This window comes from Spiroplasma endosymbiont of 'Nebria riversi' (genome assembly GCF_018831625.1).
Taxonomy (GTDB): Bacteria; Bacillota_I; Bacilli_A; order Mycoplasmatales; family Nriv7; genus Nriv7.
This window is the reverse complement of sequence record NZ_CP065193.1, coordinates 745,758-761,792: the sequence shown is the minus strand read 5'-3', so window position 1 is coordinate 761,792 and position 16,035 is coordinate 745,758. Positions and strand designations below refer to the sequence as shown.

At 26.3% G+C, this 16,035-nt stretch carries 20 protein-coding genes and 4 pseudogenes; 13 read left to right on the top strand and 11 right to left on the bottom strand.

What is annotated here, in order from left to right; genetic code table 4:
• The 5 genes from I5Q57_RS04925 to I5Q57_RS04905 all read left to right on the top strand — a co-directional run bounded on the left by I5Q57_RS04925 (position 1) and on the right by I5Q57_RS04905 (position 2,101).
• The gene (locus tag I5Q57_RS04925) at positions 1–252 is read left to right on the top strand and encodes a hypothetical protein (protein WP_215825491.1); all 252 of its coding nucleotides are present in this window, start codon (positions 1–3) and stop codon (positions 250–252) included.
• Entirely contained in the window at positions 216–446 is a 231-nt protein-coding gene (locus I5Q57_RS04920; protein ID WP_215825490.1) for a hypothetical protein, read from the top strand. The genes I5Q57_RS04925 and I5Q57_RS04920 overlap by 37 nt, the downstream gene beginning before the upstream one ends.
• A 71-nt stretch (positions 447–517) precedes the next feature.
• Positions 518–1,135 carry a hypothetical protein gene (locus tag I5Q57_RS04915; protein WP_215825489.1) on the top strand — a complete coding sequence of 206 codons (618 nt, stop codon included), beginning with the start codon at positions 518–520 and terminating at the stop codon, positions 1,133–1,135.
• A gap of 20 nt (positions 1,136–1,155) precedes the next feature.
• Complete coding sequence (locus I5Q57_RS04910) at positions 1,156–1,299, top strand: hypothetical protein (RefSeq protein ID WP_215825488.1); 144 nt, start codon at positions 1,156–1,158, stop codon at positions 1,297–1,299.
• 142 nt (positions 1,300–1,441) lie between these two features.
• Complete coding sequence (locus I5Q57_RS04905) at positions 1,442–2,101, top strand: hypothetical protein (RefSeq protein WP_215825487.1); 660 nt, start codon at positions 1,442–1,444, stop codon at positions 2,099–2,101.
• A gap of 114 nt (positions 2,102–2,215) precedes the next feature.
• Here the strand turns inward: I5Q57_RS04905 and I5Q57_RS09900 are convergent.
• From I5Q57_RS09900 to pepF, 3 genes and pseudogenes are all read right to left on the bottom strand, one after another.
• Positions 2,216–2,317, bottom strand: a pseudogene (locus I5Q57_RS09900) (IS3 family transposase); the annotation flags it as partial.
• Between the two features lie 96 nt (positions 2,318–2,413).
• Positions 2,414–3,397: an IS1/IS1595 family N-terminal zinc-binding domain-containing protein gene (locus I5Q57_RS04900; protein WP_215825486.1), complete on the bottom strand. Its 984-nt coding sequence runs from the start codon at positions 3,395–3,397 to the stop codon at positions 2,414–2,416.
• 680 nt (positions 3,398–4,077) lie between these two features.
• Positions 4,078–5,865: an oligoendopeptidase F gene (gene pepF / locus I5Q57_RS04895; protein ID WP_215825485.1), complete on the bottom strand. Its 1,788-nt coding sequence runs from the start codon at positions 5,863–5,865 to the stop codon at positions 4,078–4,080.
• A gap of 113 nt (positions 5,866–5,978) precedes the next feature.
• Between pepF and I5Q57_RS04890 the strand changes: the two genes are divergently transcribed.
• Positions 5,979–6,146, top strand: coding sequence for a hypothetical protein (locus tag I5Q57_RS04890; protein WP_215825484.1), 168 nt, complete (start codon positions 5,979–5,981; stop codon positions 6,144–6,146).
• Here the strand turns inward: I5Q57_RS04890 and I5Q57_RS04885 are convergent.
• Positions 6,108–7,098: pseudogene (locus tag I5Q57_RS04885) on the bottom strand (IS3 family transposase). The gene I5Q57_RS04890 and the pseudogene I5Q57_RS04885 sit on opposite strands and share 39 nt — an antisense overlap.
• 180 nt (positions 7,099–7,278) lie before the next feature.
• On the opposite strand from I5Q57_RS04885, the gene I5Q57_RS04880 reads away from it, so the two are divergent.
• The 3 genes from I5Q57_RS04880 (at position 7,279) to I5Q57_RS04870 (ending at position 8,902) form a co-directional block, all read left to right on the top strand.
• On the top strand, positions 7,279–7,530 hold the full coding sequence (locus I5Q57_RS04880; protein WP_215825480.1) for a hypothetical protein: 252 nt from the start codon (positions 7,279–7,281) through the stop codon (positions 7,528–7,530).
• 324 nt (positions 7,531–7,854) lie between these two features.
• Positions 7,855–8,349: a nucleoside 2-deoxyribosyltransferase gene (locus tag I5Q57_RS04875; RefSeq protein WP_215825479.1), complete on the top strand. Its 495-nt coding sequence runs from the start codon at positions 7,855–7,857 to the stop codon at positions 8,347–8,349.
• A gap of 379 nt (positions 8,350–8,728) precedes the next feature.
• A complete protein-coding gene (locus I5Q57_RS04870) occupies positions 8,729–8,902 on the top strand; it encodes a class I SAM-dependent methyltransferase (protein WP_215825483.1) in 174 nt (57 codons plus the stop codon).
• On the opposite strand, the gene I5Q57_RS04865 is transcribed toward I5Q57_RS04870, so the two are convergent.
• Positions 8,855–9,598: an IS3 family transposase gene (locus I5Q57_RS04865; RefSeq protein WP_246534668.1), complete on the bottom strand. Its 744-nt coding sequence runs from the start codon at positions 9,596–9,598 to the stop codon at positions 8,855–8,857. The two genes, I5Q57_RS04870 and I5Q57_RS04865, sit on opposite strands and share 48 nt — an antisense overlap.
• Positions 9,599–9,639: 41 nt before the next feature.
• The gene (locus tag I5Q57_RS04860; protein ID WP_369806574.1) at positions 9,640–9,876 is read right to left on the bottom strand and encodes a helix-turn-helix domain-containing protein; all 237 of its coding nucleotides are present in this window, start codon (positions 9,874–9,876) and stop codon (positions 9,640–9,642) included.
• A gap of 174 nt (positions 9,877–10,050) precedes the next feature.
• On the opposite strand from I5Q57_RS04860, the gene I5Q57_RS04855 reads away from it, so the two are divergent.
• Entirely contained in the window at positions 10,051–10,302 is a 252-nt protein-coding gene (locus tag I5Q57_RS04855; RefSeq protein WP_215825480.1) for a hypothetical protein, read from the top strand.
• A 324-nt stretch (positions 10,303–10,626) separates the two neighbouring features.
• The gene (locus I5Q57_RS04850; RefSeq protein ID WP_215825479.1) at positions 10,627–11,121 is read left to right on the top strand and encodes a nucleoside 2-deoxyribosyltransferase; all 495 of its coding nucleotides are present in this window, start codon (positions 10,627–10,629) and stop codon (positions 11,119–11,121) included.
• A gap of 345 nt (positions 11,122–11,466) precedes the next feature.
• On the opposite strand, the gene I5Q57_RS04845 is transcribed toward I5Q57_RS04850, so the two are convergent.
• Positions 11,467–12,099, bottom strand: a complete 633-nt coding sequence (locus tag I5Q57_RS04845) for a DDE-type integrase/transposase/recombinase (protein WP_215825482.1) — start codon at positions 12,097–12,099, stop codon at positions 11,467–11,469.
• Positions 12,100–12,140: 41 nt separating this feature from the next.
• Positions 12,141–12,377, bottom strand: a complete 237-nt coding sequence (locus tag I5Q57_RS04840) for a helix-turn-helix domain-containing protein (RefSeq protein ID WP_369806574.1) — start codon at positions 12,375–12,377, stop codon at positions 12,141–12,143.
• 174 nt (positions 12,378–12,551) lie between these two features.
• Between I5Q57_RS04840 and I5Q57_RS04835 the strand changes: the two genes are divergently transcribed.
• Positions 12,552–12,803 (top strand): hypothetical protein, encoded by a 252-nt coding sequence (locus I5Q57_RS04835; protein ID WP_215825480.1) that lies wholly within the window; start codon positions 12,552–12,554, stop codon positions 12,801–12,803.
• 324 nt (positions 12,804–13,127) lie between these two features.
• The gene (locus I5Q57_RS04830) at positions 13,128–13,622 is read left to right on the top strand and encodes a nucleoside 2-deoxyribosyltransferase (protein WP_215825479.1); all 495 of its coding nucleotides are present in this window, start codon (positions 13,128–13,130) and stop codon (positions 13,620–13,622) included.
• A 453-nt stretch (positions 13,623–14,075) separates the two neighbouring features.
• On the opposite strand, the pseudogene I5Q57_RS04825 reads toward I5Q57_RS04830, so the two are convergent.
• From I5Q57_RS04825 to I5Q57_RS04820, 3 genes and pseudogenes are all read right to left on the bottom strand, one after another.
• Positions 14,076–15,145: pseudogene (locus I5Q57_RS04825) on the bottom strand (IS3 family transposase); the annotation flags it as partial.
• Positions 15,146–15,232: 87 nt separating this feature from the next.
• A pseudogene (locus I5Q57_RS09895) lies at positions 15,233–15,334 on the bottom strand (IS3 family transposase); the annotation flags it as partial.
• A 96-nt stretch (positions 15,335–15,430) separates the two neighbouring features.
• Positions 15,431–15,991 carry a transposase gene (locus I5Q57_RS04820; protein ID WP_215825478.1) on the bottom strand — a complete coding sequence of 187 codons (561 nt, stop codon included), beginning with the start codon at positions 15,989–15,991 and terminating at the stop codon, positions 15,431–15,433.
• Between the last annotated feature and the right edge of the window lie 44 nt (positions 15,992–16,035).

Sequence of the window (16,035 nt, the reverse complement as noted above, 5' to 3'; positions counted from 1 at the left end):
GTGTCCAAAAAAGGGTTGCCATACCAAAAAATCGTCTTTATTGGTGAAGACGGACAACCCGAAAAAAATGCTGATGGGACTTTTAAGGTGAAAAATTTATATCGCGGCTTCACTGAGCAAAATGACTATACTGCTAATTTTCAGGAAAAAGCAAAAAATCTGTTACAAAGAGAAACGGATGCACTAAAAAAACTTGCCAACAAAGAAAAAGATATTTGGCGGATAAAAAAGAACAAGAAATTAATAAATTAATTCAAGATGCTAATATTGATAATCAATTTATTAATTTTGTGAAAAACTCAATTAATTTTGAAAATGATATTGAAGTAATTAAAAATGATATTAATAATTTTGTGGCCACGATGCCAAAAATTAAAAACACATTAGATACAGGAGACGTCCCAAATAAGGCTGATGATAAAAATACTAACCCTTCTGACTCATAAGAAATAATTTTTTCATCAGATGCTTTAACCCCTCAGGAGTTAATGTTTAAAAGAAAGGAAGATAAATAATAATGGCGTTTTTTATTAATGTTGACCAATTAAGAACATTGGTTTCAAGAAAATGAAGACCCGAATTTCCGCGAACAGGAAGTTTAATTCACCAACTTTTTGCAAACGAAATAGCTTTTACCGAATTTGAATATGGCGAGAAAGTAGTTATTCCACTTGCAACGTACGGAGTTATTAACATAACATGAGACCCAAATACTGGTTCCAAATCTAACTATGCAACGAGAAAAAAAATAGAAGCTACCTTGGACAAGGTAATTGATATTCAAGAACGCATAGGGCGTTTAGAGAATAAAGCAGTAGGTCCCAAATTCATTGAAAGTAAGATTATTCGTCTTCGCCAACAAATGGCTGAAATTTATGACAAATACGACGCTGAACAATTAGTGGCTGGCGGTGGCGGTACAGCAATTGCGACCGCAAAACCGATTACTAAAAACACAATTCTTGAAGAAATGGCAAAAATGAGAATTGCTGTTGTCAATTCTGAAAATGAGTGGACAAGTGGTTTCTTGCTCGCGGCGGCTGATGTAGTGGCCAAAGCTACTTATGCGAAATTGGTAACCACTTCTCCTGATGGCGTGCTAGGTATGGTTAACGGAGTTGTCGGTGTTGTTTAATAGGTTGTATAACTATTGAAGTGCCCAAATCTCGCTTGCCCGAAAATGTTAATATGATATGAGTTAATACTTTGGCATATGCGACATTTACAGGTATTGATTTACCTATGGATGTAGGTATGTATACAGACGAAAAATATATGGGGCAAGTTTATATCTCTTAACGAGAATTTTTTACTGGCAAAGTTGCTGTAGCCAAAATGGTTCATTATCATAAATCAACACCAGACCCGGGCGGAGACCAAGGTCAAAAAGATGATTAAAAAGGAAATTAGGCTATATTACATAGGTAGCCTTTTTTAGATTATGCCCATTGGAACTAATATAACTGCTTTGCAGTTGAGAGTTATTAAAACTACGCAAATGCCCCAAGAACAAGAAAATGATTTTTTACTGGAATTATTAAAATTTGTAGGTGTGCAAATCATTGGTATTTTATTAGCAAAATTTACTGCTGGTCTGTCGCTAAAATTTTCTCTAAGTGCTGGATTATCAAATTTAACATCCCAATTAATTGCTTCAAGTGTGCGTGTTGTAACTGATTTTACAATTAATCAAGTATATGATATTTATAAAGAACAAAGTAATACAATAAGCAATTTACTTAATTTAACGCCAGCTATTGGTGAAATTAGTAAGATATCAAGAGCTTATAAAACAACAAAATTTTTTAATCTAGCGAAAGAAAATAAAATTATTAGTCACTTAGGGATAACAACGGCTAATAATTTAGAGCAGATTATTTCGCAGGTTCATAATAAAAAAATTATTCTTGACAAATATAAAAATTGATTTGACTATACTAAAAAACCAACTAAAGAAACTATGCTTAATCATTTGGGATTTTTGGCACGAAAACAATTTGTTAAGAATTATAAAAGTGCAAATATAACAACATTAGGTCAACTTTTGGAAACGGAAACATTACTAAGAAAAATTAATCCTAATTGACAATTTGTTTTTTAAATTCATTTGAATATGAGTTTTTCCCCATTTTTATCTTCCCGCTTTCTTAATAATTTTATTTTATTTGAAAGTCCACATAAATATGGTCCAACTTATTGGAACCTATCCACTTTTTTATGTAGACTGTCGTTTTCTAAATTCAACAGGCGTTAAATAATTTAAACTGCCGTGTATTCTAAAATTATTGTATCAATTAACAAAATCAAATAATTCTTTTAATTTTGTAGAAAACTTTTGATAAAATAAAAAAAATCATCAACTTGATAATTTTAAAAGGCTTTTATGTAAAATTACTATTTTTACTTTAATTTTTTATACATTAAAATATAATACCGCTGTTTGTTGGTTTGGAGTTAAACCCTTATGTTGGTATTTTCATTTTCAGAGATTTAAATAATTTTGAATATTAGTAAAATCTAAACCATGATAATGAATTAAGGCTTCTTTAAGACTAGATTGTAATTTACTGATTTTATTTAAGTTACGATAACTAGCTTCAGGATTAATTGTTGTTTTAGTTACACATAAAGTAGAATTTGTTTGATTTGCTACTAAAAAATATAATTTTTGCATATCAGAAGTAATAATTGAATTTTGGTTAATTAATTCTTTGTTCATATTTTCAATAACTCATTTTTTTTGTAAACGTTTGGTGTTTGTGGATTTAACATAAATATTGTTATTATTATCAACTACCATTTGAATACAGCATTTAGTATTAGTTGCGAATGGGTCAAGGTGAATTCTTCGTGGATCAGTTTTATGTTTGAAATTTCCTTTATGAATTTCTTTAATAAATGTTTCATCGATTTGGATTTTACCAGATAATTTTTTAAATTTTAATTGGGTATTTTCTAATTGTTTTGATTTCATTAATTTTTGACGATTATATCAAGCAGTTTTTAATGTAGTTTTAATAAAACGAGAAATTGTTTTACTAGATTGCCCCAGCAATGAAATTTGAATCAATAAATTTCATTGTTCATAATTTAAATGACTTCAATAAATAAAATGATTACAAAAAGCGTCAAAACTTGCACGGCAATTTTTACATAAATATTTTTGTTTTACTTCTGAATTATGTTCATTTTTAACGCAATGGTAAGATTCACATTCAGGGCATTTAATACCTTGTGCTCTAAATTTTTGATCAATTTCATTTAAACGTTTTTGTTTTTTTTTATTAATTCTGCTTGTTGTTTGACTTTTTCATAAAATTCTAAAAATTGATCATCTGTTAAAGTATTTACTAGTTCTTGAATTATTTTTTCCATAATTATTATCCACCTCTATCATATTAAAAATATACCTAAAATTAAGTATATTCAATAAATATCAAGAGTTTTCTACAAAATTAAAAAAAATTTTTCATTGTGTAAAAATTCAATAGCATGATAAAATGGTAACGAATAAAAATGACAATAACAAGAAAGGCAGGGTTGGTTTAGTAATTAAATAATATAATTAGCTGATTGTTTTACTTCTTCAAAGCAATACCTAATAAAACTAAACGCGACCCTTTTAAAAACTTCTTGTGTTTGTCATAAGTCTGTGGTATATTACAACCATTGTTAAAAAAATATAAAATGTTTCATTGCGATTAGAAATCGGAATTAGCAACAAAATATATAATAATAAATATATTGCTAGTTTTAAATAAAATATTTTTAAAAAAACTGTTTTTTGTATAAGTCTCTCACCTGATTTTAGACTAAGCATTTAGCAACTACCCCTCTATTTTTAATTACTTATATTTTTTAAACTTTACTTGATAAATTTAAAAACTATCAACCCCTCAAAATATAAATATTTTTCTTAACCTTATAATGACATTATTATATCTAAAATTAAATGATTTCCATTGAAACTATTTTCTAAAAATGACATTGTGACCCATTTTAAAAACTAATTTAAAAAAGTCAGAAGTAAACTTCTGACTTTTAACATCTTTTATACAAGTTAATTTAGTTGTTATTTTAAAGCTGTAATAATTTTTTCAATTCATCCAATAGTTGCTCCAAATGCTCCATTAACGGCACGTAGGTTGCTTCCAGTGTTAAATCAATGCCAACATCTTGCAAAATTAACATTGGTTCTTTATGACCCCCTGCTTTAAGAAAATTCAAAATGTTATCTTTATTACCCTTTTCAAAATCATCATATAACTTAAACGAAGTTGTCACAGAAGTAGCATATTTATAAACATAATAAGGGGAATTAAAGAAATGTAAAATTCGTGGTCAAACATAAATGCCATCATCAGCAATTTCATCATAAACATCATAACCATACTCAATTGAAACATCTTTAAACAGTTTTGCTAAAATACTAGCATTAATCGGTTGATCTTGTTCAACTAATTTATGAGCTTCCCATTCAAACTTAGCAAACTGAATTTGACGAAAGAAAGTAGCCATTAAATCATTAATTCTTGTTTCCAATAAATAAATTTGTTCATCTTTTTCTTTAGCTTGCGTATACAGATATTTAAATAAAAGATGCTCATTAAAAGTTGATGCCACTTCTGCTAAAATAATCGGATATTGTGCTAAATTAGGCGGTTGATACTTATTAGAAAATAATGTATGTACGGAGTGCCCTAATTCATGTGCTAAGGTAGCAACAGATCGTAATGAATCATCTCAATTCATTAAAATAATTGGTTCAACACCTTTACCTGATGACGAATATGCCCCACTGCGTTTGTTAGTATCTTCAAAATAATCAATTCGCCCTGGTAATAAAGTGATATCTAACATCGTTAAATATTCTGATCCCAATGGCTGAAAAGCTGCTTTTACCATTGCAATCCCTTGCATCACAGTATACTTATTATTTTCTGTTTTATTCATTAATAAATGACTATCAGTTGCATAAAACTTATCTAATTGAAAATATTTTTGTTTAATTTTAATAAAACGCCGATATAAATGAATATATGCTTTTCCAACTTCTAATAAAGTTAAATACATATATGGCAATACTTTATCACCTAATAATGATGCTTGCAATGAACTTTCATAGTTTCTTAATTTAACTTCTTCAACACTATATTGAATAATATCTTCATACACTTTAGCTAATGAATGTTTCTTTGTAATTAAATGTTTGTTTAATAACATACTAGTTTCTCGTCGTAATTTTTGATCTTCTTTGGGGCGCGATAATTGTGCTATTGAAGTTGCTAATGATTCTGTTAATTCCTGTTTTTTACCTTCATAATAAAGATATTGTTTTTCCTTATCGGCATATGATAATAAATCATAAAGTTGATAACTAGTACTTCGCGTTTTAGCTACATTGTTTAATAATTCCTCTTGTTCTTCTGTTAATAAATATTTTACTTTTTCAAAAAATGACCGAAAATCATATTCAAAATTTTTTAATTCTGCATCATTTGCTAACATTTGTATAATTTTTTCCGCACCAATTTGTTTTAATTCCGGTTCAACAAATGACATCTTAGTTTGAATTTTTAATGACTCGTTCATCATTAAATTACTTAAATTAATAAATCGTTCATCAGTAGTATCTAAACTACCATAATGTAAATATTGTGAAAGTTTTGCACCTAAAATTTCTCCCACCTCTGACAATAAAATATATTGCTTAAAATTTTCTTGTTGATGTAATTTCCCTTTTAAATTATACAATTTACCATAATGACTAATATAATTTTGTAACGCCTTCGTTCATTCGTCATCACTAGTAAATAAATAACTTAAATCTCATTGATACTTCTTATCAGCATTAATTCGTTTCATTAGTTATATCCTCTTCCCTTATTAATCTATTTTATGATTATATCAATATATTACGGCATTTGTGCAATCAAAAGTATTATAATTTATATAATTTTATTATTAGGAGGAAGAATATGATTAACTTAACAAAAGAATCACAACAAAACATTGTAACTTTAAAAGTGATTTTTAAAGGCGCAACAATTAAGGGGGCCGTTGAAAAATCTGAAGGAATGGTATGACAACCCTTTTTTGGACACTTTTTATGTAGACTGTCATTTTCTAAATTCAACAGGCGTTAAATAATTTAAACTGCCATGTATTCTAAGATTATTGTATCAATTAACAAAATCAAATAATTCGCATTTTAATTGTGTTAAATTTTCAAATTTTTTACCCTTGATAAATTCCGTTTTAAAAGTTTTGTAAGTTGTTTCAGCCACAGCATTTTCATAAGGGCACCCTTATTGCTTAATGATCTTTTAATTTTAAAAGTGCTTAAAATTTCATCAATAATTTTATTTTATTTGAAAGTTCACATAAATATGGTCCAACTTATTGTACCCTATCCAATTTCTCGATTAAACAAGTCAATTAATAAACAAATATAATGTCATTTTCCTCCAACTTGCACATATGTTAAATCAATAACAACAACTTCATTAGGTTTTTTGTTATTAAATTGACGATTTAAAACATTACTAATTTGGTCATTATTAACCATTGTTTTATGATTACGATATTTTAATTTGGTGTATTTAGAAACCAAATTATTTTTGATCATAAGGAATCTGATTTTTCGACGTGATAAGATAATATCTTTTCTCATTAAAACAGCTTTAATTTTACGAGCACCTTAAATTTTACGACTTTTATTAAATGCACTGATAACTTCTTCTTAATAATTATTAACATCGTACTTAACACAATTATTAGTTTGATAATAATATGTTGATTTTGCTATTTTTAATATTTGACACATTTTTAGCACGGAATATTTTTCTTTATTATTGTTAATAATTCCTATTTTTTGCCAATTATCAGTGCTGCTTGCTTTAAAATGTCATTTTCCATTCGTAATTGTTGGTTTTCTTTTCGCAAGTAAATTAATTCATTTTCTTCGACAGTGCGATTATTTTGCACTTTAAATGACCCAAAATTATTAAAATTTTCAATTCACTGATATACGGCTGATTTTGAAATTCCGTATTCTTTAATAATTTCAACAATGCTTTTTCCGTTTTGATAAAGCATGACAATTTGTTTTTTAAATTCATTTGAATATGAGTTTTCCCCATTTTTATCTTCCTACTTTCTTAATAATTTTATTTTATTTGAAAGTCCACATAAATATGGTCCAACTTATTGTAACCTATCCATAGAAATATTATTAAAGAAAAAGAAGATCGTTATCATTATTTAAACAGTAATAAATTGCATATTAAAGAAGGGATTGCTGTTAATATTCGCATTATGATGGTATTAGGTGATGATATTAATGATTTTAATTCTAATTTCACTAATGCTAAGGATAATATTTATCGTAACTATTATTTAGAGGATAATGATGTCCAACAACTTTTTGGGCAAGTAGCACTAGCCGTTCGTTTTACTAGAAAAAATAACGAAATTACAAAATATTATGCTAATTGTGGACAACAACCAGATAGGTTATTAAAAAATTAAAAATACCTTGATAATATTCAAGAAAAATTAACTTGTTGATATAGTACTTATGGTTTAATTGGTGGTACTGCGATGTATGGTGGCTGAGATCGTGCTTTTAAGAAGAAACATTTTGAAAAAAATAAGACATCTTATATAAAAAAAGCAATTAGAGAATATTTACAAAAGTTTACTTCTTGGGATTAGAAATTAAATAATAATTTTGGATTTTTGTTCATAAATTGGCAACTTCACCAGCAATATTTTAAATATAATATCATTACGAAAGTAGTACCACTTTCGTAATGATATTAAAAGATAAGTATTTGGAAAGGGACAATAAGAATGAAAAAAATATTTGTTTATAATGCGGGACCATTATTTAGTGAAGCAGAACAAAATCAGAGAAAAGCAGAAGGAATAAATTTAAGAAAGCAATTAGGTGATAATTTTGAAATTTTAAATCCCATTGAGTTTAGTTTTAATAGTGAAAATGCTACGCCAGAAAATAACGAGATATTTAAAAAAGATTATGAAGAGATTAAAAAGTCAAAATATGTAATATTTGATATTGATGGCCGTGATAGTGGGACATATATGGAATATGGTTTTGCCTTTGAACAATGTTTGCAGGAAGAAAAATATTTAATATGTGTTTATAGTGATTTTAGGTTGTATCAATCAAATATTGATATTGAGGAAATTCCTGGATATGGTATTAATGAGATGATATCAGGTAGTTTAAAATACAATGATATTAGTAAAAAGAAAATTTTCAAGGTTAAAAATTTTCAAGAAGCAATTAATAAAATTAAAGGAATTGAAGGAATTTTAAAATAATAAAAGGGAATAAATTTTTAATTCTTTTTACAAATGAAGAAGCAATGTTGATAGAATTTAAAAAATAATTTCTATCAACATTTTTGTAAAATTATTTGTTAACATTTTTTTATATTTAAAGGATTTAGTGGCTATTAATTTTATTTGGTAGTGTAAAATTCTCTGGGGTATAGATAAATATTAGACTTTTATTTTCACAAATAAACTAGGAGGCAGTTTATTGTGGAAAGACCATTACAAAATAAAAAAGAACTTTAAATTTAGTTAATTAACTTTAACTATTTTAAAGTTCTTTTTTATTGACATTTTATAAGGGAAAAAATATACGAGTTTCACATATGAAATAAAGAATAATGATTGTTTAAAGGAAATAGAAAAGATGAAAGAAAATAGTGTTGATATTATCATTACCGATCCACCCTATGAGATAAATTACAGTGGCGGAAAATGAGATAACACCGCTCTTTTATTGCAAAGTGAAACTCATCAAAAATTTTTAAGAGTGCTAAAAACTGGTGCTACAATTATTGTATCAATTAACAAAATCAAATAATTCGCATTTTAATTGTGTTAAATTTTCAAATTTTTTACCCTTGATAAATTCCGTTTTAAAAGTTTTGTAAGTTGTTTCGGCCACAGCATTGTCATAAGGACAACCCTTCGCACTCAATGATCTTTTAATATTAAAGGTTATTAAAATTTCATCAATGATTTTATTTTTGAACTCATTACCACGATCAGTATGAAATAAAGTTATTTTATTTAATGGTCGTGTTATTTTATGAAAAGCTTGTTGAACTAGTTCAGCGGTTTTGTTTGGTCCGGCACTATAGCCGATTATTTCTCGATTAAACAAGTCAATTAATAAACAAATATAATGTCATTTTCCTCCAACTTGCACATATGTTAAATCACTAACAACAACTTCATTAGGTTTTTTGTTATTAAATTGACGATTTAAAACATTACTAATTTGGTCATTATTAACCATTGTTTTATGATTACGATATTTTAATTTGGTGTATTTAGAAACCAAATTATTTTTGATCATAAGGAATCTGATTTTTCGACGTGATAAGATAATATCTTTTCTCATTAAAACAGCTTTAATTTTACGAGCACCATAAATTTTACGACTTTTATTAAATGTACTGATAACTTCTTCTTCATAATTATTAACATCATACTTAACACAGTTATTAGTTTGATAATAATATGTTGATTTTGCTATTTTTAATATTTGACACATTTTTAGCACGGAATATTTTTCTTTATTATTGTTAATAATTCCTATTTTTTGCCAATTATCAGTGCTGCTTGCTTTAAAATGTCATTTTCCATTCGTAATTGTTGGTTTTCTTTTCGCAAGTAAATTAATTCATTTTCTTCGACAGTGCGATTATTTTGCACTTTAAATGACCCAAAATTATTAAAATTTTCAATTCACTGATATACGGCTGATTTTGAAATTCCGTATTCTTTAATAATTTCAACAATGCTTTTTCCGTTTTGATAAAGCATGACAATTTGTTTTTTAAATTCATTTGAATATGAGTTTTCCCCATTTTTATCTTCCTACTTTCTTAATAATTTTATTTTATTTGAAAGTCCACATAAATATGGTCCAACTTATTGTAACCTATCCATAGAAATATTATTAAAGAAAAAGAAGATCGTTATCATTATTTAAACAGTAATAAATTGCATATTAAAGAAGGGATTGCTGTTAATATTCGCATTATGATGGTATTAGGTGATGATATTAATGATTTTAATTCTAATTTCACTAATGCTAAGGATAATATTTATCGTAACTATTATTTAGAGGATAATGATGTCCAACAACTTTTTGGGCAAGTAGCACTAGCCGTTCGTTTTACTAGAAAAAATAACGAAATTACAAAATATTATGCTAATTGTGGACAACAACCAGATAGGTTATTAAAAAATTAAAAATACCTTGATAATATTCAAGAAAAATTAACTTGTTGATATAGTACTTATGGTTTAATTGGTGGTACTGCGATGTATGGTGGCTGAGATCGTGCTTTTAAGAAGAAACATTTTGAAAAAAATAAGACATCTTATATAAAAAAAGCAATTAGAGAATATTTACAAAAGTTTACTTCTTGGGATTAGAAATTAAATAATAATTTTGGATTTTTGTTCATAAATTGGCAACTTCACCAGCAATATTTTAAATATAATATCATTACGAAAGTAGTACCACTTTCGTAATGATATTAAAAGATAAGTATTTGGAAAGGGACAATAAGAATGAAAAAAATATTTGTTTATAATGCGGGACCATTATTTAGTGAAGCAGAACAAAATCAGAGAAAAGCAGAAGGAATAAATTTAAGAAAGCAATTAGGTGATAATTTTGAAATTTTAAATCCCATTGAGTTTAGTTTTAATAGTGAAAATGCTACGCCAGAAAATAACGAGATATTTAAAAAAGATTATGAAGAGATTAAAAAGTCAAAATATGTAATATTTGATATTGATGGCCGTGATAGTGGGACATATATGGAATATGGTTTTGCCTTTGAACAATGTTTGCAGGAAGAAAAATATTTAATATGTGTTTATAGTGATTTTAGGTTGTATCAATCAAATATTGATATTGAGGAAATTCCTGGATATGGTATTAATGAGATGATATCAGGTAGTTTAAAATACAATGATATTAGTAAAAAGAAAATTTTCAAGGTTAAAAATTTTCAAGAAGCAATTAATAAAATTAAAGGAATTGAAGGAATTTTAAAATAATAAAAGGGAATAAATTTTTAATTCTTTTTACAAATGTTAACATTTTTTTATATTTAAAGGATTTAGTGGCTATTAATTTTATTTGGTAGTGTAAAATTCTCTGGGGTATAGATAAATATTAGACTTTTATTTTCACAAATAAACTAGGAGGCAGTTTATTGTGGAAAGACCATTACAAAATAAAAAAGAACTTTAAATTTAGTTAATTAACTTTAACTATTTTAAAGTTCTTTTTTATTGACATTTTATAAGGGAAAAAATATACGAGTTTCACATATGAAATAAAGAATAATGATTGTTTAAAGGAAATAGAAAAGATGAAAGAAAATAGTGTTGATATTATCATTACCGATCCACCCTATGAGATAAATTACAGTGGCGGAAAATGAGATAACACCGCTCTTTTATTGCAAAGTGAAACTCATCAAAAATTTTTAAGAGTGCTAAAAACTGGTGATTACCACGATCAGTATGAAATAAAGTTATTTTATTTAAGGGTCGTGTTATTTTATGAAAAACTTGTTGAACTAGTTCAGCGGTTTTGTTTGGTCCGGCACTATAGCCGATTATTTCTCGATTAAACAAGTCAATTAATAAACAAATATAATGTCATTTTCCTCCAACTTGCACATATGTTAAATCACTAACAACAACTTCATTAGGTTTTTTGTTATTAAATTGACGATTTAAAACATTACTAATTTGGTCATTATTAACCATTGTTTTATGATTACGATATTTTAATTTGGTGTATTTAGAAACCAAATTATTTTTGATCATAAGGAATCTGATTTTTCGACGTGATAAGATAATATCTTTTCTCATTAAAACAGCTTTAATTTTACGAGCACCATAAATTTTACGACTTTTATTAAATGTACTGATAACTTCTTCTTCATAATTATTAACATCATACTTAACACAGTTATTAGTTTGATAATAATATGTTGATTTTGCTATTTTTAATATTTGACACATTTTTAGCACGGAATATTTTTCTTTATTATTGTTAATAATTCCTATTTTTTGCCAATTATCAGTGCTGCTTGCTTTAAAATGTCATTTTCCATTCGTAATTGTTGGTTTTCTTTTCGCAAGTAAATTAATTCATTTTCTTCGACAGTGCGATTATTTTGCACTTTAAATGATCCAAAATTATTAAAATTTTCAATTCACTGATATACGGCTGATTTTGAAATTCCGTATTCTTTAATAATTTCAACAATGCTTTTTCCGTTTTGATAAAGCATGACAATTTGTTTTTTAAATTCATTTGAATATGAGTTTTCCCCATTTTTATCTTCCTACTTTCTTAATAATTTTATTTTATTTGAAAGTCCACATAAATATGGTCCAACTTATTGTAACCTATCCATAGAAATATTATTAAAGAAAAAGAAGATCGTTATCATTATTTAAACAGTAATAAATTGCATATTAAAGAAGGGATTGCTGTTAATATTCGCATTATGATGGTATTAGGTGATGATATTAATGATTTTAATTCTAATTTCACTAATGCTAAGGATAATATTTATCGTAACTATTATTTAGAGGATAATGATGTCCAACAACTTTTTGGGCAAGTAGCACTAGCCGTTCGTTTTACTAGAAAAAATAACGAAATTACAAAATATTATGCTAATTGTGGACAACAACCAGATAGGTTATTAAAAAATTAAAAATACCTTGATAATATTCAAGAAAAATTAACTTGTTGATATAGTACTTATGGTTTAATTGGTGGTACTGCGATGTATGGTGGCTGAGATCGTGCTTTTAAGAAGAAACATTTTGAAAAAAATAAGACATCTTATATAAAAAAAGCAATTAGAGAATATTTACAAAAGTTTACTTCTTGGGATTAGAAATTAAATAATAATTTTGGATTTTTGTTCATAAATTGGCAACTTCACCAGCAATATTTTAAATATAATATCATTACGAAAGTAGTACCACTTTCGTAATGATATTAAAAGATAAGTATTTGGAAAGGGACAATAAGAATGAAAAAAATATTTGTTTATAATGCGGGACCATTATTTAGTGAAGCAGAACAAAATCAGAGAAAAGCAGAAGGAATAAATTTAAGAAAGCAATTAGGTGATAATTTTGAAATTTTAAATCCCATTGAGTTTAGTTTTAATAGTGAAAATGCTACGCCAGAAAATAACGAGATATTTAAAAAAGATTATGAAGAGATTAAAAAGTCAAAATATGTAATATTTGATATTGATGGCCGTGATAGTGGGACATATATGGAATATGGTTTTGCCTTTGAACAATGTTTGCAGGAAGAAAAATATTTAATATGTGTTTATAGTGATTTTAGGTTGTATCAATCAAATATTGATATTGAGGAAATTCCTGGATATGGTATTAATGAGATGATATCAGGTAGTTTAAAATACAATGATATTAGTAAAAAGAAAATTTTCAAGGTTAAAAATTTTCAAGAAGCAATTAATAAAATTAAAGGAATTGAAGGAATTTTAAAATAATAAAAGGGAATAAATTTTTAATTCTTTTTACAAATGTTAACATTTTTTTATATTTAAAGGATTTAGTGGCTATTAATTTTATTTGGTAGTGTAAAATTCTCTGGGGTATAGATAAATATTAGACTTTTATTTTCACAAATAAACTAGGAGGCAGTTTATTGTGGAAAGACCATTACAAAATAAAAAAGAACTTTAAATTTAGTTAATTAACTTTAACTATTTTAAAGTTCTTTTTTATTGACATTTTATAAGGGAAAAAATATACGAGTTTCACATATGAAATAAAGAATAATGATTGTTTAAAGGAAATAGAAAAGATGAAAGAAAATAGTGTTGATATTATCATTACCGATCCACCCTATGAGATAAATTACAGTGGCGGAAAATGAGATAACACCGCTCTTTTATTGCAAAGTGAAACTCATCAAAAATTTTTAAGAGTGCTAAAAACTGGTAATTTAAACTGCCATGTATTCTAAGATTATTGTATCAATTAACAAAATCAAATAATTCGCATTTTAATTGTGTTAAATTTTCAAATTTTTTACCCTTGATAAATTCCGTTTTAAAAGTTTTGTAAGTTGTTTCGGCCACAGCATTGTCATAAGGACAACCCTTCGCACTCAATGATCTTTTAATATTAAAGGTTATTAAAATTTCATCAATGATTTTATTTTTGAACTCATTACCACGATCAGTATGAAATAAAGTTATTTTATTTAATGGTCGTGTTATTTTATGAAAAGCTTGTTGAACTAGTTCAGCGGTTTTGTTTGGTCCGGCACTATAGCCAATTATTTCTCGATTAAACAAGTCAATTAATAAACAAATATAATGTCATTTTCCTCCAACTTGCACATATGTTAAATCACTAACAACAACTTCATTAGGTTTTTTGTTATTAAATTGACGATTTAAAACATTACTAATCTGGTCATTATTAACCATTGTTTTGTGATTACGATATTTTAATTTGGTGTATTTAGAAACCAAATTATTTTTGATCATAAGGAATCTGATTTTTCGACATGATAAGATCATATCTTTTCTCATTAAAACAGCTTTAATTTTATGAGCACCATAAATTTTACGACTTTTATTAAATGCACTGATAACTTCTTCTTCATAATTATTAACATCATACTTAACACAATTATTATTTTGATAATAATATGTTGATTTTGCTATTTTTAATATTTGACACATTTTTAGCGCGGGGTATTTTTCTTTATTATTGTTAATAATTCCTATTTTTTGCCAATTATCAGTGCTAATTGCTTTAAAATGTCATTTTCCATTCGTAATTGTTGGTTTTCTTTTCGCAAGTAAATTAATTCATTTTCTTCGACAGTGTGATTATCTTGCACTTTAAATGACCCAAAATTATTAAAATTTTCAATTCACTGATATACGGCTGATTTTGAAATCCCGTATTCTTTAATAATTTCAACAACGCTTTTTCCGTTTTGATAAAGCATGACAATTTGTTTTTTAAATTCATTTGAATATGAGTTTTTTCCCATTTTTATCTTCCTACTTTCTTAATAATTTTATTTTATTTGAAAGTCCAAATAAATATGGTCCAAATTATTGTAACCTATCCACTTTTTTTATGTAGACTGTCATTTTCTAAATTCAACAGGCGTTAAATAATTTAAACTGCCATGTATTCTACGAATATTGTATCAATTAACAAAATAAAATAATTCTTTTAATTTTGTCGAAAACTCTTGATAAAATAAAAAAAATCATCAACTTGATAATTTTAAAAGGCTTTTATGTAAAATTACTATTTTTACTTTAATTTTTTATACATTAAAATATAATAACACTGTTTGTTGGTTTGGATTTAAACCCTTATGTTGGTATTTTCATTTTCAGAGATTTAAATAATTTTGAATATTAGTAAAACCTAAACCATGATAATGAATTAAGGCTTCTTTAAGACTAGATTGTAATTTACTGATTTTATTTAAGTTACGATAACTAGCTTCAGGATTAATTGTTGTTTTAGTTACACATAAAGTAGAATTTGTTTGTTTTGCTACTAAAAAATATAATTTTTGCATATCAGAAGTAATAATTGAATTTTGGTTAATTAATTCTTTGTTCATATTTTCAATAACTCATTGTTTTTGTAAACGTTTGGTGTTTGTGGATTTAACATAAATATTGTTATTATTATCAACTGCCATTTTAATACAGCATTTAGTATTAGTTGCGAATGGATCAAGGTAAATTCTTCGTGGATCAGTTTTATGTTTGAAATTTCCTTTATAAATTTCTTTAATAAATGTTTCATCGATTTGGATTTTACCAGATAATTTTTTAAATTTTAATTGGGTATTTTCTAATTGTTTTGATTTCATTAATTTTTGACGATTATATCAAGCAGTTTTTAATGTAGTTTTAA